Source organism: Paraburkholderia fungorum (assembly GCF_902833645.1).
Taxonomy (GTDB): Bacteria; Pseudomonadota; Gammaproteobacteria; order Burkholderiales; family Burkholderiaceae; genus Paraburkholderia; species Paraburkholderia fungorum.
Genome location: NZ_CADFGE010000002.1, coordinates 912321 through 930696, shown reverse-complemented (window position 1 = coordinate 930696; position 18376 = coordinate 912321). Strand labels below are relative to the sequence as shown.

The 18376-nt window shown below is 63.5% G+C and carries 17 protein-coding genes; 12 read left to right on the top strand and 5 right to left on the bottom strand.

Features of this window, described 5'->3' with window-relative positions:
* Positions 1-165 precede the first annotated feature (165 nt).
* The 3 genes from HWX91_RS10880 to HWX91_RS10870 all read left to right on the top strand — a co-directional run bounded on the left by HWX91_RS10880 (position 166) and on the right by HWX91_RS10870 (position 3647).
* Positions 166-1647, top strand: coding sequence for an EAL domain-containing protein (locus HWX91_RS10880; protein ID WP_244144039.1), 1482 nt, complete (start codon positions 166-168; stop codon positions 1645-1647).
* 65 nt (positions 1648-1712) lie between these two features.
* Positions 1713-3164, top strand: coding sequence for an aminotransferase-like domain-containing protein (locus HWX91_RS10875; protein WP_028198403.1), 1452 nt, complete (start codon positions 1713-1715; stop codon positions 3162-3164).
* A 249-nt stretch (positions 3165-3413) separates the two neighbouring features.
* Positions 3414-3647 carry a hypothetical protein gene (locus HWX91_RS10870; protein ID WP_375792409.1) on the top strand — a complete coding sequence of 78 codons (234 nt, stop codon included), beginning with the start codon at positions 3414-3416 and terminating at the stop codon, positions 3645-3647.
* A 294-nt stretch (positions 3648-3941) separates the two neighbouring features.
* Here the strand turns inward: HWX91_RS10870 and HWX91_RS10865 are convergent, their stop codons facing one another.
* The 5 genes from HWX91_RS10865 to HWX91_RS10845 are packed head-to-tail and all read right to left on the bottom strand — an operon-like array spanning position 3942 to position 8782.
* Positions 3942-4316 carry a GtrA family protein gene (locus HWX91_RS10865; protein ID WP_028198401.1) on the bottom strand — a complete coding sequence of 125 codons (375 nt, stop codon included), beginning with the start codon at positions 4314-4316 and terminating at the stop codon, positions 3942-3944.
* A complete protein-coding gene (locus HWX91_RS10860; RefSeq protein ID WP_028198400.1) occupies positions 4309-5070 on the bottom strand; it encodes a class I SAM-dependent methyltransferase in 762 nt (253 codons plus the stop codon). Before HWX91_RS10860 ends, HWX91_RS10865 begins: the two co-directional genes overlap by 8 nt.
* 41 nt (positions 5071-5111) lie before the next feature.
* Positions 5112-6194: a glycosyltransferase family 2 protein gene (locus tag HWX91_RS10855; RefSeq protein ID WP_028198399.1), complete on the bottom strand. Its 1083-nt coding sequence runs from the start codon at positions 6192-6194 to the stop codon at positions 5112-5114.
* A gap of 24 nt (positions 6195-6218) precedes the next feature.
* Positions 6219-7505, bottom strand: coding sequence for a glycosyltransferase family 87 protein (locus HWX91_RS10850; RefSeq protein ID WP_051743302.1), 1287 nt, complete (start codon positions 7503-7505; stop codon positions 6219-6221).
* Entirely contained in the window at positions 7502-8782 is a 1281-nt protein-coding gene (locus HWX91_RS10845; RefSeq protein ID WP_375792410.1) for a glycosyltransferase family 87 protein, read from the bottom strand. Before HWX91_RS10845 ends, HWX91_RS10850 begins: the two co-directional genes overlap by 4 nt.
* Positions 8783-9462: 680 nt before the next feature.
* On the opposite strand from HWX91_RS10845, the gene HWX91_RS10840 reads away from it, so the two are divergent.
* The 9 genes from HWX91_RS10840 (at position 9463) to HWX91_RS10800 (ending at position 18338) form a co-directional block, all read left to right on the top strand.
* Positions 9463-9633 (top strand): Flp family type IVb pilin, encoded by a 171-nt coding sequence (locus HWX91_RS10840; protein ID WP_028198397.1) that lies wholly within the window; start codon positions 9463-9465, stop codon positions 9631-9633.
* A 182-nt stretch (positions 9634-9815) separates the two neighbouring features.
* Positions 9816-10349, top strand: coding sequence for an A24 family peptidase (locus HWX91_RS10835; protein ID WP_028198396.1), 534 nt, complete (start codon positions 9816-9818; stop codon positions 10347-10349).
* Positions 10350-10468: 119 nt separating this feature from the next.
* Positions 10469-11293 carry a Flp pilus assembly protein CpaB gene (cpaB, locus tag HWX91_RS10830; RefSeq protein WP_028198395.1) on the top strand — a complete coding sequence of 275 codons (825 nt, stop codon included), beginning with the start codon at positions 10469-10471 and terminating at the stop codon, positions 11291-11293.
* Positions 11294-11395: 102 nt separating this feature from the next.
* A complete protein-coding gene (locus HWX91_RS10825; RefSeq protein WP_028198394.1) occupies positions 11396-13279 on the top strand; it encodes a type II and III secretion system protein family protein in 1884 nt (627 codons plus the stop codon).
* A gap of 20 nt (positions 13280-13299) precedes the next feature.
* Complete coding sequence (locus HWX91_RS10820) at positions 13300-13614, top strand: hypothetical protein (protein ID WP_028198393.1); 315 nt, start codon at positions 13300-13302, stop codon at positions 13612-13614.
* Positions 13615-13694: 80 nt separating this feature from the next.
* Entirely contained in the window at positions 13695-14903 is a 1209-nt protein-coding gene (locus HWX91_RS10815) for a CpaE/TadZ family protein (RefSeq protein WP_028198392.1), read from the top strand.
* Between the two features lie 17 nt (positions 14904-14920).
* Positions 14921-16288, top strand: a complete 1368-nt coding sequence (locus HWX91_RS10810; protein WP_028198391.1) for a TadA family conjugal transfer-associated ATPase — start codon at positions 14921-14923, stop codon at positions 16286-16288.
* A 52-nt stretch (positions 16289-16340) separates the two neighbouring features.
* A complete protein-coding gene (locus tag HWX91_RS10805; protein ID WP_028198390.1) occupies positions 16341-17318 on the top strand; it encodes a type II secretion system F family protein in 978 nt (325 codons plus the stop codon).
* A 48-nt stretch (positions 17319-17366) separates the two neighbouring features.
* Complete coding sequence (locus HWX91_RS10800; protein ID WP_028198389.1) at positions 17367-18338, top strand: type II secretion system F family protein; 972 nt, start codon at positions 17367-17369, stop codon at positions 18336-18338.
* Positions 18339-18376 lie beyond the last annotated feature (38 nt).

Below are 18376 nucleotides of genomic sequence, written 5' to 3'. Positions count from 1 at the left end.
AGATCGGTTCCTCATCTTTCGATGTTTTGCCAACGCATAGCGGTCCGACCGCTAACGATTCTCAAGCCGACTTCTTTTAGCGATCAATCAATGGCATTTGGGTTTGCGGTATCAAGGATCAGGCGCAGCGCCCTCGTCGCGCTTCGTTGTGCCTCAGAACAAGGGTTGGCAGTCGTCCTGGTCATCTGCACGTGTACCTCGCTTGCACTGGCAGGGCCGGCCGACACCAGTTCCAGTCGCATTCTCACGCCTGAACGCAACGTCTGGGAACAATTGACGGACTGGCTTGCAGGCCCACCGGCGCCGCCGATTCGGTTCGGCTCGGACTGCGCGCCGATTGCGCAGTTGCCCGTTGTTCCGGCGGCCCTCGCCGGACCGGATGCGGGCCCGATGTCTGTACCGACGAATAGCTGCGATTCGCTGGAAGACGTACGTGACGTTGCCGTTGAAACGGCGGCTGCAAGTGCCAGTTCGGGGCCGAACGTTGTGTCGCTGCTGAGGGCACTGCAGTGGCGAATCGGCGACCGGGACGCGGCAGAACAAGACGGCCTTCCGGCCTCTGACCCAGTGGCCGGTACCACGTCGCGGGCCGAATGGACGCAGCAGACGCCGGAACCACCCGCACCGTCGGTCCCTGACTGCTCATTGGGCGCCGGTTGCGAAACGCGGCCGAACCCGGATTCGATCGACGCCGACACACTCGCGCCGGCGAGTCCTCCTGCGACCACTGTTACTCAGTCCGCGCCGGCATGGAACCTGGTGGGTTTTGTATTGTGGCCGGTCCTGGTGGCGGTCCTGGTCGTTGTTGCCGGCTGGGCTCTCAGAAGGTGGTTCCGCTACGACAAGTCGCTCCTGCGTGCGGCGCGTGCGGGGCTGCGTCGGGGCGAATTCCATCTTGAGTACCAACCCGTCGTTGGCGTGAGGCGAGCCCAATGTGTCGGTGTCGAAGCGCTATTGCGCTGGGACAACGAGAAGTACGGCGCTCTGGGTCCGGCTCACTTTATGGCGTTCATCGAGAACAGTAGTTTGATCGGACCGATGACGCGCTTCGTTCTGACGCGTGCTGCTGAGGAGTTGCGCGAAATCGGCGCTCCGAAATCGCTCTATCTGGGCATTACCGCGCCAGCTTCTTACCTGGTAAGTTCGGCCTTTACCGCGCACCTCGGCGAAGTCGGCTCCCTCGGTCTGCCGCCGCTCATTCTGAAGATCGAGGCGGCCAGCGCGTGGAAGTTTAAAAAACGTCTCGTTCCCATGATGTCGCAAGCGCGTGATCGAGGTGTGCGCTTTGCCCTGTCGGCCGTGCGTCCCACTGACGTCGCACCTGAACTGCCGGCGGAGATGACCTTTGAGATGGTGAAGGTCGACAGGAACGTGCTCGGAATGAATCCCGACGAGCGAGCCAGACAGATCGATGCGTTGACGCGCATGGGCCATGAGATGGGCGCCGTGGTCGTGGTCGAAGGCATCGAGAACTCGGCGCACCACAACGTCGCGCGGGCGAGCCGTGCCGAGTTTGGTCAAGGGTTCTTCTATAGCCGCGCGCTCGGCGCGAGCCGGCTGAAGGTATTTCTCGAGAACGCCAATGCCCCGTCCTCAAAGCCGGGGGGAGCCGCAACCGTGCTCGGCTGGCGGGTTCGATATTTCTGAATGAAGCGTTCCACTCGCGACCGGAGCAGGGCGGGACAGCTCCATTTAATTAGCATGTCATACTAATGAAGCGCTATCTGCAACTGGCGGTGGAGTTCGAAAGCCTGATTCTGAACGGTACGCTCGAACCCGGCGCGCGGCTCCCGTCGGTGCGTCAGGCGAGCAGTGCGTACCGCGTGAGCTCTTCAACCGTTTTCCATGCTTACTACACCCTCGAACGACGTGCCCTGATCGTCGCGAGACCTCGCTCGGGTTATTTCGTCGCAAGTCGGCCTGCGTCAACGAAATCGCTGGCGATTGCTTCAAAGCGCAGTATTGACGAGGCTGATGGCGACAGCGTGACTATCCGCTTCATGAAGGCTCAACGGCGATGCGCGCATCCCGGACTGGGCTCGTCGGAGCCAAGTTCCCTGCTGTTCCCGTTTGGCCGGCTTTCGCGCTCGTTGACTGCGGCAACCCGGAGAATGGCGAGTTCCCGCAACGCGTTGTCGGCGGGAAAGGCGGAGGCAGAACTGCGTCGCCAGATCGCGCTTCGCTACATTGTCACCGGTGTCACGGTCCCGGTCGAAGAGGTTGTCGTGACGAGTGGCGCGCTCGATGCACTGATACTGTGTCTGCAGGTTCTCACGCGACCGGGCGACACCATCGCAATAGAACGGCCTGCTTTCCATGCTGTGCAAGAAGCGGTTAAGCGCCTGCGTCTGAAGGTCGTGGAAATCCCTGTCGATCCGCACCATGGCCTCGATCTCGGTGTATTGGCGCAGGCATTGCTGCAGCATCCGGTACGGGCCTGCTGGTTTATGACGACGCTGCACCAGCCGACCGGCGCGACGCTCTCCGATGAACGGAAGGAGGCGCTCGTCAGGTTGCTGGCAAAACATGGCGTGCCGCTAATCGAGGACGACGTGTTCCGCGAACTGCATTTTGGCTCGACGCCGGCCTATCCGGCGAAGCGCTTCGATTCTGACGGTCTCGTGCTGCACTGCGGTTCGTTTTCGAAGAGCCTCGCGCCGGGTCTGCGCCTCGGCTGGGTAGCGGCGGGGCGCTACGCCGCAAGAATCGAGCACGCGCGTTGGCTGACGATGGGCCCCGCGTCTGTGCCCGTGCAATGCGCCATTGCTGACTATCTCGAGCATGGGGACTACGACCGGCTTCTGCGCAAACTGCGCCGTGAACTGGCGTCCCTTCAGACCCGGATGGTCGCTGCGATCGTAAGGTACTTCCCCAAGGGAACCGTGGTGGTCCGGCCGCCGGGCGGATTCTTTCTATGGGTGCAGCTTCCGGAAGGCGTAGAGGCAGTGCGATTGTTCGAAATGGCGGAAGCGCACGAGATCGCGATAGCACCCGGTGCGATCTTTTCGCGCGGCCGTGAATTTCGCCGTCACATCCGGCTTAACTATGGCCGTCCGTGGAGCCCGGACGTGGAGAAAGAGATGCGCACCTTGGGTACGCTGGCGAGGCGAGCAATGGCTGAGCATCGGACGGCCCGGCGCACCAGGCGCAAAGAAGTGGAATAGATGGCAGATGAGCCGCCGTGGCTGAGACGATGCGGGCTTGAGCGTAGATCGCGCCCCGGCCCCATTTTTAACAAATTTCTCGTTGTTTCGCGAGGGCGGCGGATTAACTCCAGATTTGGCTTCTTTTTAACGGATTGGACTCCCTGTGGTCGGCGCACACTGACATCGTGCCAATCGCGCAGGGAGCCTGAGATGTCTTTCCGCCACGACCCGAGTTACCAGTTCAAAGTTGCTCTGCCGGACGTATCCATGTCCGACTGGAAAGATCCTGCGCCGTACTCCGACGCGGGCACGATGCGCGGCCTGCACCTCGCATCGGAGGCTGTGTTGCGGCTCGCGACGCAGACCCACAGCGCCGTCGCGCGTGGCGACACGGTGGGCGCGGAACTGGCGCGCGTATCGCTCGAAAAGCAGTTGGCATTGACCACGTGCCTGATCGATGAGCTATTGCTCAAAGGTACCGACCAACCTACGACACGTTGATTGGCCGTCAGGCCAGACAGAATCAATCGCTGTGTCGAACTTCTGAAGACCGTAATGAGTGCCTTGACCGTAATTATCAGCATTTGGACGATGGTCGCTATCTGCGCGATTCTCTTCATCCGCGGCGCCAGCCCGCGCGTGGAGCGCCCCACCAGCGCGCCGCAACGCCGCCCGGCGCGCTTTTCAATCGCCGAGTAACAGCGATCAGCCGGCCAGTTCGGCGGCGGCTCCGCCTGCCGTTTGCGTCGTGGTGGCTCCGATTCGGCTATTTCCGCCGCCCGTTTCCGTTCGGTTTCACCGATACGTCCACCACCGGTGCGCCATGAACGTAACCGGCGGCACCACGCAGACCACCATCGCGATGCCCAACGCCGGACCACCACCGGCGATCTGCGTGGCGTGAGCGACGAGCGTAGTCAGCGTCAGGCCGCCCAGAGAAACAACGGCGAAACGCCAGATATTCGCCAGCGCGGGAACGGACGAAAAACTCCAGAAAGTATTCAGGAGGTAGGAGCTTCCTGTCGAACAGGCGAAAGCGAGCGCATTCGCCAACGCCGGTTCAGTGCCGGCGCGCACGATCAGCGTCATGGCGACCATGACGTGCAGCCCGGTTGCAAAGAGTCCGGACACGCCGAATCGCAGTAGCTTGATTCGTTCCGCGCTATTCACCGGCGCTCTCCCGTGGTGTGCGCAGGATCGCGAGCAAGGACACCCCGTACGGCAACGCGGCGTGCGCAAGCCAATGGCGCTCCGCACTGAACAGCCGATAAAGCGCGGCATTGAGCGGGTGGGCCGGAACGGCGTCGCCCGTCGATCTGCTGCGCCTGAAAAGGCGGTCGAACCATCGCGCGGCCACCGCGAGGGGGAACAGCAGCGAGTTGAAATACGTCACGCGCTCGATTTCGTAACCGGCCGCGGCGACGCATTGCGTCAGCGAAGCGCGGCTGTAGCGGCGGAAGTGCCGCAGATAGACGTCGTGAGCGCTCCACAGATGCGGGCAGGCCGGCACCGTCACGACGATCACGCCGCCTGGCGCCAGCAACGATTGCATGCGTGCCAGTGAGCCGACGTCGTCGGCGATGTGTTCGAGACAATCGAAGAAGCAGATCAGGTCGAAGCGTTCGCCAGTCTCCATGCCGAAGGGGACATCTTCCGGACAGCGCCCTGCGCGGATGTCGAAACGGCCGCCGGTTTTCTGCGAGCAGAGCGCGCGCGCCGTGCCATCCATCTCGAGACCGCTCACCCTGCCGAATTCCGCCAGCATGTCGAGGTTGCCGCCCGTCCCTGAACCGACTTCGAGCACGCGTGCTCCGGCGGGTAGCGCCAGACGGCGCAGTACGCTGCGCAACACGTCGCGCCGGCCACGGAACCACCAGTGTTCCGCTTCGGTTTCGGCCATCTCCAGATACGCGTCAGGTGACATGATGAGTTCCTTGCACTGTGAGGTGGTTGATAGTCCGGCCTCTAACCTGCTTGCTGATCGAGGCGGCCCGTCACGACCCGCACGCCGACGGCCATGCGTTTGCGCACGACTTCGGGGCGTGGCGCATGGGGTATGCGTGCCGGGTGCCGCTCGCGGTGCAGCACAGTGACTTTGCTCTTCTCCTGGTAGCGGCGCCGCACGAGATAGACCGGGCGCTTTTTCGATTCGTAGTAGATCCGGCCGACGTATTCGCCCACCACGCCGATGCCGATCAGTTCGATCCCACCCATGAACAGCATCAGCGAAATCGTGGATGCGTAACCGGGAACCGGATTGCCCGACCACAGCGTGCGCCCGACGATAAAGCCGCCATAGAAAAATGCCAGCGTGGCAATCGACAGGCCGATATAGGTCCAACTGCGCAACGGCACGGTGCTAAAGCTCGTAATGCCTTCCAGCGCGAAGTTCCACAGCTTCCATCCGGAGAACTTCGAGTGCCCCGCACTGCGCGGCTCGCGTTCGTATTCGACGATGACGGTTCGATAACCGACCCATGCGAACAGGCCTTTCATGAAGCGCCGGCGTTCCGGCAGGCTGCGCAGCGCGTTGACGACCTGCCGGTCGATCAGGCGAAAATCACCGACGTTCTCAGGCAGCTTGACCTCGGAGAGTGCGTTGTGCACGCGGTAATACAGCGCCGCCGCGGTGCGTTTGGCGAAGGTATCGCAGGCCCGGTTGGTGCGTTTGGCGGCCACGACCTCGGCGCCCGCGCGCCAGTGTTCCACCATAACCGGGATCAGGCTCGGCGGGTCCTGCAGGTCCGCGTCGATCGGGATCACGGCGTCGCCGACCGCTTCGTCGATGCCGGCCGTCAGGGCCGCTTCCTTGCCGAAGTTGCGCGTCAGGTCGATCACGCGGACGCGTTTGTCCTGGATGGCGGCGGCGACCAGCTTGTCGAGCGTGCCGTCGTTACTGCCGTCGTTGACGCAGACGATTTCGAAACGCGTGTCCTCGATCGATTCGAGTATCGGCACGACGGCGGCGAAGAACCGGTCGATTGCCTGATGCTCGTTGTAGAACGGCACGACAAGCGAGATCAATGGTTTGCTGGTATGAGTTGACATGGCATTTCCCCGTTTTTTTCCTGTTTATCGGTTGTATCTGGTGCAATGCGTTGGCATTGCACGGTTGCGTTCGACCGCGATACGCCGCGCCAGCATGCCGAGCGTCGTCATCGTGAGAAGCGGTAGGAACTGGAACGGCAAACGGCTTATGACCACCATCCCCGCCAGCGGCGCGAGCCACAAAACGACCAGCCATTCGCGCTCCCCGCGCTGCCATCCGTGGGCCATGCCGTAGCTGCAATACCAGGCAATCAGCACGCCGTACCAGGCGAGGTCGTAGTCGTACAGATACGGACTGACGAGCAGGCTTGCGCAGATCAGGGTCGCGGCGCGCAGCGCATAAGCGCACGGCCGATGCCACGCATACCAGACAGCGCCGATTGCCAGAACGGCGCTGACTGCCTGAGCCACGTAGGCCCACGCCGCGGGGGCATGCGCGAGCTTCGCGAGCGCGAAGGCGGTCGGTACCCGAGCCATGGCGGCGCGTCCCGATTCGACAAATCCGGCTGCCATGCCGGCGTTGTGCACGAATGCGGTGAACGTGCCCGGGCCGAACAGCAGGGCCGCCAACGCGAGCGTCGATGCGGCTGTGAGCGCGAACGCCAGCAACGCGCGCCATGAACGGCCGCAAAGCAAGGCGAACGGGAAGAGCAGCACCAGATGCGGTTTCATGCAAAGCAATCCGAAACATATTCCCGCGATCGCCGGACGGCGTCGCAGCGCCAGCAGTCCAACCGCTGCCAGCGCCGCCGTCAGCAGGCCGTTCTGTCCCATCAACGCGACCAGTGCAACACCGGGGAAGGCCAATGTGACGAGTAAGGTCTGCCGGCGCGGCACGATCGAGTGAATGGCTTTGGCGAACAGCGCGAACGTGCCGGCAATGAAGGCGACGGCGGCCGCCTGAAACGGCAGGAGAGCCAGCGGCGCCATGATCAGCAGCGAGTTGGGCGGATACAGCCACGGCAGAATGCTGCCCATAGTGCGGAAATACGGCGCGGCGCTCATTTCGACGTCGGTCAGCGCTTTGAGGTTATAGGCGTCGACGGCGTGCCCGTGCTGCGCAAGGAACGACGCGCTCCAGAACGGCAGGAAGTCCATCGCCAGGGGCGGGAAATCGGCGCGCTGCTGCCAGAGCACGCGGTATAGATAGACCGCGAGGAAAACGGCGTAGCAGGCGAGAGCCGCCAGCGAATAGAGCGACAGGCGTCGGCTGTCGAGCCAGTGAGCGCGGCTTGCCGAGCGCGTATGCGCCGATCCGGCCGCCTCGACCCGGCGACCCGACGGCAACACATGCGACGATTTCAGGTTCATGACGTCACCTCGTCGCCGATCCGCGCGCGGCGCAGTATCAGCAGCAGCATCGATAGCAGGACGACCGGTCCGATCTGCGGCAAGCCGCTCAGGCGATTGAAGAATTCATAGACCGGCAGCAGCCAGGCAAGCACCAGCACCGCCTGCTCGCCGCGTCTCCATGTTGTATCGAAGCCGATTGCCGTGAGACAGGTGGTGGCAATGCCAAGCCAGGCCAATTCGTAGTGCCATGCGTAGGGGTTCGCGAGCAACGTCGCGACCGCCAGAACCGCGCCGCGCAGGCGCGCGTCGCGTGTGGACTTCCAGATGAGACAGGCGGCCGTCACGGCGATCAGTGCTATGCCCGCTTGCGCTGCATAGGCCGCGGCGAGCGGCGCACCTGCCTCGCGTAGGGCCGCAAACGTGGTCGGGGAGGCGAGCCAGTAGTGACGGGAGTGTTCGAGTACGAGATCGCGGGCGAGCCCGGTGCCGAGCACGAACAGGTGCAGCGACTTCGCACCGCAGATCAGTACGCTAAGCGCGACGAACAGCGACGCGCTCAATGCCGCGACGCCAAAGGCGCGCCACGACCGCCCTGCGATCAATACGAAGGGCAGCAGCACGGCCATCTGCGGCTTGATGGCGAGCAGACCGATACACAGACCGGCGCGAACCGGATGGCGCGAGCTCCAGTGGACAGCGAGCGCGGCCAGCGCGGCGGTCAGAAGCGAGTTTTGTCCGAAAACAGCCGCAACGAAGACGCAGGGACAGGCAGCAACGAATAGCGCGGCAAGACGCGAGCTGCTCATGCCGGTAGCGAGCCGGGACAGCTTGAGCATGGCGACAGTGAACAGGAGCACGCTGACGCCGACAAAGGTCAGATAGGCGACGACTGGCGGCACGAGAGCGAGCGGTTTGATGAGCACCAGAAAGGTCGGCGGGTACAGCCACGGGAGAAAACTGCCGTGAGGAAGCTGGAATAGCGCCGCCTCGATTCTTTCGAAGTAACGGTAGTCGTAGATCTGCCACGCCGGGCCGTGCAGCATCGCGTACGAAGCCGACCAGAAAACTGAAAAGTCGATTCCCGGTTTGGTGAAATCGCCGGTGGTGAATCCCTTGCTCGTCCATGCCCAGGCCGCCAGAAACAGCATGTACAGCACCAACATCGCGATGCTGTACACGACCACTCGCTCAGCAGTGAGAAAACTTCGAACACGGCGTTCGTTGCCGCAAGCGCCCGACTGTGAAACGTACATGATCCCCGCCTCGGTGATGTCCGGATGTAACTCATGGTTCATCCGCTCATTCGGATTGTTTGTTCAGATTCCTAAGCGTTGCTCTAAAACGCTGCGTGAGGAATCACGTTTGCGCGTTATCTGTCCACTCATTGTTGGAGGAAAATTAATCGACTTGCAAGAGGGCGTTTTCCTGCGCCACGTTGAGGAGCGGTCAAAAATCCCTCATCGACACGAAACTGGACCTGCCTATGTGCGCAAGCGCGCATATCGGTCTCACGGCTGCGACAGTTTGTGCAGGTGCCCATCGCGAGGCGCAGCCGTTTTCATGGGATTCGATGCAGGCGTCGAATCAGGGTATGTCCTGAGTAAATTCCTCAGAGCCACAGCCGGCGCGGTGCTCCGGCTATTTCGCCATGTTCCGGCGACACCGAAAAACGTCGCGGAGGCGAGACAATCTGTGCGGGAACGTTAAATCCATGCCGCAAGCCATCAGGCTGGTCCCTTATATTTCGGGCCTTTCCGTGTCGCTGGCCCCACCCTTGCTATGAAAAGGACGCGCAAGTCGAAGACGTGACGGCCGAACGATTCGAAGCAGCAGCCGGACCGGAAAAGAATCGTCACGCAGACAACCCTTCACGTTGTTGACGACTGATCGCCAGTGTTTTCGTAGTGCCGGCAGTACGTTCCCTCCAACCAATCCTGGTTAAGGGTTTTTATTTAGACATACGAAGGAGTCTGTCATGAAGAATTTCATCGCCCAGGCAGCACGTTTTGTTCGCGACGAAGACGGCGTATCGGCCATCGAATATGGTCTGCTCGCCGCGCTGATCGCTCTTGTCATCATCGGGACGGTTACCACGCTCGGCACGAACCTCAAAGCGGTTTTCAGCGATATCGCGGGATCGGTCTAGGGCGGCCGCCGACGAACGGATGCCTGCGAGAGGTTCGTTCGTCGATCCCGGGCCTGGTTCTGCGGTCGGACGCGAATGTCGCGCCGGCTGTCCGAACCGGCCAGCTCCATTCGGTGTGTAGCGGATGTGGATCGCTGCCGCCATGGTTTAAAAAAATCAGCCGCGACGAAACGAGGTCTCTCATGACGCTGCCCCCCCTGCCACCGCAACCCGTGCCGCTGTGCGTGATCGTGCTGGTGATCGTGGCGGCCAGCACGGATATCGCCGCGCGCCGGATTCCGAATCGCGTCATCGCGATCGGCCTCGCAGCGGCATTCGCTGTGCAGGTCTGGTTGCACGGGCCGTGGAATGGCGGACTTGAGTGGCTCTCGGGCGCCGCGTGCGGTTTCGCGTTGCTGTTGCCGTTCTATCTGCTGCGCGGCATGGCCGCCGGCGACGTCAAGCTCCTGCTGACGATCGGAGCCTTTGTGGGCCCCGCGATGACTTTCCGAATTGCCCTCGCCACCTTTCTGCTCGGCGGGGTCTGGTCATTGGGGCTGGCGGTGAGCCGCGGCCACTTGCGGCAACTCATTCGCAATCTACGGCAGATCGTGGCGGTGTGGCGCCTGGCGCCGCGGCAGGTTGCTGCGAGTGGAATCGAATCGGTCGGAACGATTCCCTATGGCGTGGCAATGGCGGCCGGCACGCTGGGTGTGCTGTTCGCGGCGGCGTTCTAGCCGCGCAGGGAAGGCGGGAAGGTGGTTTGCGATGGGCAGCGGCCACGTTGGGCAGGAGTATCGAACGCGGGCATCCGGTCGATGCCGGAAGTATTGATGAACCATGCAGGAGTGTTGCCATGAAAAATCGTCGCGCTTTAGTCATGCTTGCGTTCGCCATGCTGGCGGGCCTCGCTGCCGTGGTTCTGGCCTCGCGATGGCTGCTGCAGACGTCGTCGAGCGCGGTCACGCCAGTGGCCGTGGCTGCGGGCGTGGTCAATCTCGGCGAGCCGCTGACACCCGCGCTCATCCGCACCGTCAACTGGCCGTCGGGCAGCGTGCCGCCCGGCGCCTTTGCCGACGAGAAGGGGCTGGAAGGTCGCGTGGTGCTGACGAGTCTCGCGCCGGGCGAACCGGTACTCGAGTCGAAGCTCGCGCCGGTCGGCACGAAAGGCGGACTCTCGGCAGTGATCGGCTCGGGCCGCCGGGCGATAACGGTACGCGTGAACGACGTGGTCGGCGTCGCCGGTTTCGCGCTGCCGGGCAACTACGTCGACGTGATCGTGAATACGCAGAAACCCGGCGGGACCGACACGCAGCAGAGCATTTCGAAGATCGTGCTCGAACAGATCCTCGTCCTCGCGGTGGCCCAGCAGGTGAGCCGCGACGACACGGCGCCGAAAGTCGTCAACGCCGTCACGCTCGAAGTGACGCCCGAGCAGGCCGAGAAACTCGACCTCGCGCGCAGCGTCGGCACGCTGTCGCTGGTTCTGCGCAACCAGGTCGACAAACAGACGCCCTCGACCGACGGCGCGACCAAACTCACATTGCTCGACGTGCCGGCTTCGGCGCCGGTGCTCGAGCCGGTCCATCCGGTGCGGGCGCGTTATGCCGCTCATCCGGCGCCCAAGCGCGATTGTGTGGGCGTGTTGTCGGGTGTAACGGGCAGCGTGGAATGTTTTTAGGCCGGCGATGGCGTGCCGCTTCACCAGGCAGCGCGACCGGCATCACGAAGGCAAGAACGAAAGTCTCGGGTAACAGGCATCGAGCAACGGGGGCATAAAGACATGAAAACAGAACTGGGGTTCTCGTCGGGCAGCCACGCGCGTCGCCGCTCACTGAGCGGCACGGTGCTCGCGGCGGCGCTGTGCGCGGGTATGGCTGTCGCGCAATCCGGCGCCGCGCAGGAGATCGGCGGCACGTCCGCGCCCGGCAAGGGCGGCGCGAACGCGGCGTTGCCGGTGGGCCGTGGCCCGGTGCCGATGATGATCAGCATGTCGCCGATGCCGTCGGGTCCGGCGGCCAGCGGCAAATCGCTGGGCGCCGTGCCGTTGAGCGGGCCGAGCTGCAGCGGCGAGATTCGTGACGAATCGAGTGTCGCCGTGGCCGTGGGCAAGTCGGTCCTCGTGCCGCTCGCCGAGCCGGCGCGCAACCGCACGCTCGGCAATCCGACCGTTGCGCAGGCGACGCTGGTGTCGCCGCGCACGCTTTACCTCGTCGGCATGACGGTCGGCACGACCAACATGATTGTCCAGGGGCGCAGCGGTCAATGCCAGATCATCGATGTAATCGTCAACATCGACTCGGACGGCTTGCAGCGGACGCTGCAGCAACTGTTGCCCGCCGAGCGTGGCATCAGGGTATCGACCGCGGCGGGCAACCTCGTGCTGGCGGGCCGCGTTTCTGGCGCGCAGGCCGCCCAGCAGGCGATGGAGATTGCCAACGCTTATGCGGGCGCCCAACCCACCCAACAGCAGCAAGCGAGCACCGCGAACTTCGGCGCCGGCGGCTCCAGCCTGACGCAGCAGAGCACGAGCGTCAGCAAGGCATCCGAAGTCATCAACATGATGACGGTCGATTCGCCGCAACAGGTGATGCTCGAAGTCAAGGTCGCGGAAGTCTCGAAGACGCTGCTCAACCAGCTCGGTGCGGCCGTGAACATCCAGGGCGGTTTCGGTTCATGGACGGGCGCGCTGGTGAGCAGCCTGCTTGCCGGTGTCGGTAACGGCATTGCCGTCAGCAAGGCGAACAAGCTGCCGTTCAACGTAGCGGTGGACGCGCAGAAGACCGACAGTCTCGGCAAGATTCTCGCGGAGCCCAACCTCGTGACGCTCAGTGGGCAGGAGGCTTCGTTCCTCGCCGGCGGCAGGGTCTTCATTCCGGTTCCTCAAAGCAACGGTACCGGCGGCTCGACGATCACGCTGCAGGAAGAAGAATTCGGCGTCGGCCTCAAGTTCACACCGACCGTACTCGCGGGCAGCCGGATCAACCTGAAGGTCGCGCCGGAAGTCTCGGAGCTCTCGCCGACCGGGGTGACGGTAACCGCCACCAATGTCAGCGGAGCGGCGATCCTGCCGCTCATCACGACGCGTCGCGCCTCGACCACGGTGCAGATGAACGACGGCGAGAGCTTTGCGATTGGCGGACTGATCCAGAACAACATTACCGGGTCGCTCAAGGCGATTCCCGGCCTCGGCGAGGTGCCGGTGCTGGGCGCGCTATTCCGCAGCACGTCTTTCCAGCAGGACCGCACGGAACTCGTCTTCATCATCACCGTGCACCTCGTCAAGCCTTTGCCGAGCAGCACCGACTACCCGTTGCCGACCGACAGCTTCAGGCAGACCTCGGACGCCGGCGTTTATGCCACCGGCAACATGGAAGGCCGTCAGCCTCAATCCGCCGCCCCGGCCCCGGCAGCGCCGGGCGCACCGCCGACGCCCGCACCTGTACCCGCACCCGCAGCAGGCACGAGCGCAGCGCCTGCGCAACTATCGCGCGATACACAAACCGGCCAACCGGCGCCGGTCGTGACGGGTCCGCCCGACGGTAGCGCCGCGCCCGCGGCGACGCCATTGCCTGCCGCCGCACCGGCTTCTGTGACGAGCATGGGGACGAGCCGCCAGCAGATGGTCGCCAAAGCGGGCGAAACCCATCCTGCCGATGAACATTGATGCGCGACGAGGGGAATCTCATGAAACTCGAACATTTCGTTTTGACAGCTCGCGCGGCTCTCGCGCTGACGCTTGGCGTGGCGCTGGCCGGTTGCATGACGAGCACGCCCGTGTGGGACGAGCATTTTGGCGAAGCGGCGCGCATGGCTGCGCAGATGCAGATCATCGATCCGCACGCGGGCGAGCATGCACCGTCGGCGCCGGGCGTCGACGGCAAGGCGGCCGTGGCGGCACAGGAGGCTTACGACAAGTCGTTCCAGCAACCTGTCATCAGCCCGAATGCTTTCGTGATCGGCATCGGCAGCGGCAATGGCGGCGGCTCCGGCGGTCAGTGAGCGCCTTGCGGGCGGGCGCGTCATGCCTCGACTGACGCCAACACTCGCCCGTTACCCTGGTTTGTCCATTTGAGAACATCATGATCAATGTCCTGGCTCTCTCTGAAGACAGCGCGCGGCTCGCCCAGATCGTGCGTCTGATCGGCGAATGCGGCGGTTGCCGGACCACCCGCGCGAGCGGCAGGCCGTCAAGGCTTGGCGAGCGGGGCGACAGTCTCGAGGCTTTCGATGTCCTGATCGTCGACGCCGAGTCGCTGAGCGACGTCGAGCTCTCCGCGGTCGAGACGCTGCACCACGCCCATACACGGCTCACCTGTATCCTGGTGACGCCCGATACGTCGTCGCAGACCTTGATCGCGGCGATGCGCGCGGGCTTTCGCGACGTCCTCGGCTGGCCGCTCGATCCGCACCAACTGGGTGTCGCGCTGCGGCGCGCGCAGACCCAGTGCGTGCCCGGCAGCACGCGCGAAACCCGCATCCTGTCGTTCATGTCGTGCAAGGGCGGGACGGGCACCAGCTTCATTGCCTGCAACGTCGCGCACGCGATTGCGCAGCTCGCTCAGAAGCGGGTCTTGCTGATCGACCTCAACCAGCAATTCGCCGACGCCGCTTTCCTCGTATCCGACGAAACGCCCCCCTCGACGTTGCCGCAGGTCTGTTCGCAGATCGAGCGCATGGATATCGCGTTTTTCGACGCGAGCCTCGTGCACGTCACCGACAACTTCCACATTCTGGCGGGCGCGGGCGATCCGATCAAAGCGGCCGAGCTCAAGGAAGACCGCCTCGAATGGATTCTGGGCGTTGCCGTGCCGCGTTACGACTTCGTGATCTTCGACCTCGGGCAGACCATCAATCAACTGTCGATGCATGCGCTCGACAGCAGCGAACAGATTCATATCGTGCTGCAGGCGAGCATGCCGCATGTCCGGGCCGGCCGCAGGCTGCAGGAAATTCTCGGCTCGCTCGGTTATGCGCCCGACCAGATGCGGCTGCTGCTGAATCGCTACACGCGTCAGGCCGAACGCGCCCGCTCGGCGCTCGAGCAGGTGCTGGGCATGCGGGCCTGGCAGGTCATTCCGGAGGACCCGGTGGTCGTGTCCGACGCCATGAATCAGGGACTGCCGGTTTCGCAGACCGCCCGTGCTAGCGGCGTATCGCGCGCCTTGCAGACGCTCGCGGAAAACATCGTCGACGGTGCGTCGACGCCGGGCCGGGGACGTGCCAGCCGCACGTCCGTGTTCTCGCGGCTGCTGGGTCGTCAGGCGCCGCCGAAACTTGAAATGATGTAAGGCCAAAGGGGGCCATCATGTCGCTTCGTGAGCAGATTTCCGCGCAACGCGTCCAGCCTTTGGGCGACGTATCCGACCCGTCGAACCCGCAGGCCGGCATGATGCGCGCCGCGTACCAGAAGCTGAAACGCGAGGTGCATCAGGCCGTGCTCGATCGCGTCGAGCTGGAGCGTCTTTCGCGCATGCCGCCTGAACAGGTTCGCCAGGAGATCGCCGCGCTTATCGGGCGCATTCTGGAAGATCAGAAAGCACCGGCCAACGATCTCGAACGCAGACAACTGGTGGTCGACGTGCACGACGAGATGTTCGGCTTCGGACCGCTGGAAGTGCTGCTGCGCGACCCGACCGTATCCGACATTCTGGTGAATACGTACCGCCATACCTACGTCGAGAGAAGAGGGCGTCTCGAAGCCACCGATGTGACCTTTTATGACGACGCGCATCTGATGAAGGTGATCGAGAAAATCGTCTCCGGCGTTGGACGGCATATCGATGAATCGAGCCCCATGGTCGATGCGCGTCTTCCGGACGGCTCGCGCGTCAACGCGATCATCCGGCCGTGCGCCGTCGACGGTCCGTTGCTGTCGATCCGGCGTTTCGCCGCCAATCCCCTGCAGGTGTCCGACCTCGTCGAACTGCAAAGCCTGACGCCGCCGATGGCGGAGGTCCTCGATGCACTGGCGCGCGCCAAGGTGAACATTCTGGTGTCGGGCGGCACGGGCAGCGGCAAGACCACGCTGCTGAACGTCCTGTCGGGTTTCATTCCCGGCGACGAACGCATTGTCACGATCGAAGATGCCGCAGAGCTGCAACTGCGCCAGGAGCATGTGCTGAGACTGGAAACCCGCTCGCCGAATATCGAAGGGCGCGGTGAGATTACGCAGCGCACGCTGGTGCGCAACGCGCTGCGCATGCGCCCTGACCGCATCATTCTGGGCGAAGTGCGCGGCGCCGAGGCGCTCGACATGCTCAACGCGATGAACACCGGGCACGAGGGTTCGCTGTCCACGATACACGCAAATACCCCGCGCGACGCGCTCACGCGGCTGGAAAACATGATCAACCTGGGCGGCCTTTCGCTGCCGACCAAGACCATGCGCCAGCAGATTGCCTCGGCGATTTCGGTGGTCGTGCAGGCCACGCGGCTCACCGACGGCCGCCGCAAGATCGTCAGCATTTCGGAGTTGACCGGCATGGAAGGCGACATGATCAACATGCAGGAAATCTTCGTTTTCAAGCGCTCCGGCGTCGATGCGAAGGGATGCGTTCGCGGGTACTTCAGCGCGACCGGCGTGCGGCCGAAGTTTGCCGAGCGCTTGCAGGCGTTCGGTGTCGCGCCCTCGGAGCATGTCTACGATCCGGCCCGGCGCTTCGAAACGACATGACGTGCATGGTTTCAGCGCCCGATCCGTTCACACGGTGCTTGAGGAGACTCGCATGACCCCGATCTTTTATGCGTCGATCATTCTGCTGTTCGTTGCCGTGGCGCTGGCGCTGGAAGGCGCGTACGAATACTGGAACAGCCGGCACGGACCGGTTGCGCGCCGCGTCGATTCACGGATTCGCGCAGTGTCCGCGGGTGGACAGGTCAGTGCCGAGCGGCTCTCGATTCTCAAGACCCGCATGCTGGCCGGCTCGTCGCTGCCCGCGCGGCTTCTGCTGCAGATGCCGCGTGTGCATGCCATCGACCTGTTCCTGCAGCAGTCCGGCGTGACGTGGACGGTCGCCCGGCTCATCGGCACCTGTGCCGTGCTGCCGCCGCTCGTCCTGCTCGCGGGCATGCTGTTCGCGGTGCCGCCGCTCTTCACCGCAATCGGCGCGGCGCTCTCCGCCATGTTGCCGGTCCTGTATGTGCAGGGCCGCCGCAACAAGCGCATCCGCCTGCTGGAGCGGCAACTGCCCGACGTTTGCGACATGCTCGCCCGCGCGTTGCGTTCAGGACATGCCTTTACCGGCGCGATCGACATGGTGGGCACCGAGTTCTCGGAGCCGATGAGCGGCGAGTTCCGTATCACGTTCGACGAGATCAACTATGGCGTGTCGATCAGTGAAGCCTTGACGAACCTTGCCACGCGCGTGCCGATCCGGGACCTGCGCTATTTCGTGATCGCGGTCGTGATTCAGCGCGAGACGGGCGGCAATCTCTCGGAAGTGCTGGACAGCATCGCTGCCCTGATTCGCGAGCGATTCAAGCTGTTCGACAAGGTTCGCGTCCTTTCTGCCGAAGGCAGGATGTCCGCCTGGGTGCTTGGCTTGCTGCCGTTCGGGACCGGCGTGCTGATGATGCTGGGCAATCCCGGTTTTCTCGATGTCCTTTGGCAAGACCCGGCGGGAATAAAAATGCTTGCGACGGTGCTCTTATCTATGCTGTTCGGCGCGCTCTGGATGCGGCGCGTCGTCAAGATCCGGGTGTAGTGCCGCCGGCTCGCGACAGAGTGCACGACACGTTATCGGGGAGAAATCATGCAGACGCTAAACGCCACACAGATCCTGTTGCTGGCCGGCGTGTTCGCCGTTGTATTCGCCGCCGTATTCGGCGCAATGCATCTTGTCGCGCCGCATGATCTGCGGCGCCGGATCGAGCAGGCAGGCGGCGCGAATATCGCTTTCGGGGCTGATAGTAGCCCGGAAGCGCCCGATGTCTCCTGGTTCGAAAAGATCGCGGAGATGTCCGAGCCCATTTCGAAACTGTCGGTGCCGAAGGACGGTTGGGAGCAATCCGCACTGCGCCTGCATCTCGCCAATGCCGGTTGGCGTTCGCCGGGGGCGGCCCCGATCTATTTCGCCGCCAAGACCGCGCTGGCGATCGCCCTGCCATCGCTCGCGTTGCTTTGGCTCGTCGGCACGGCGAGCGCCGCGACGACTTTCGAGCGCCTGATCCTCCTGACCGCGCTCGGCGCAATCGGTTTGTACTTGCCCAACCTGGTGTTGATGCGCCGCATTGCCTGGCGCAAACGCGTGCTGGTGGAAGACTTTCCCGACACGCTCGATCTGCTGACCGTTTGCGTCGAGGCGGGCCTGGGTCTGGATGCGTCGCTGATGAAGGTGGGCGACGAGATCAGATTGCGCAGCCCGGCGGTGGCGAGCGAGCTCGAGCTGATGCTGCTTGAAATGCGCTCCGGCTTCTCCAAGGAAAAGGCTCTGCGCAATTTTTCGCTGCGCACGGGCGTCGAGGATATCGATTCCTTCAGCGCGATGCTGATTCAGGCAGAACGCTTTGGGACGAGCGTGGGCGCGTCACTGCGAGTGCTGTCCGACACGCTGCGTACCCGGCGGCGGATGCGCGCCGAAGAAAAGGCCGCCAAGATAGCGCTGAAGCTGTTGTTTCCGCTGATTTTCTGCATCTTCCCTGCGCTCCTCGTCGTGCTGATGGGGCCGGCCATGATCCACATCTACCGGGTTCTGCTTCCCAGCATGACGGGTTCGGGGGGATGACGGTGGCGCGTTCGCAAAACAGTCCGCCACGCGCCATC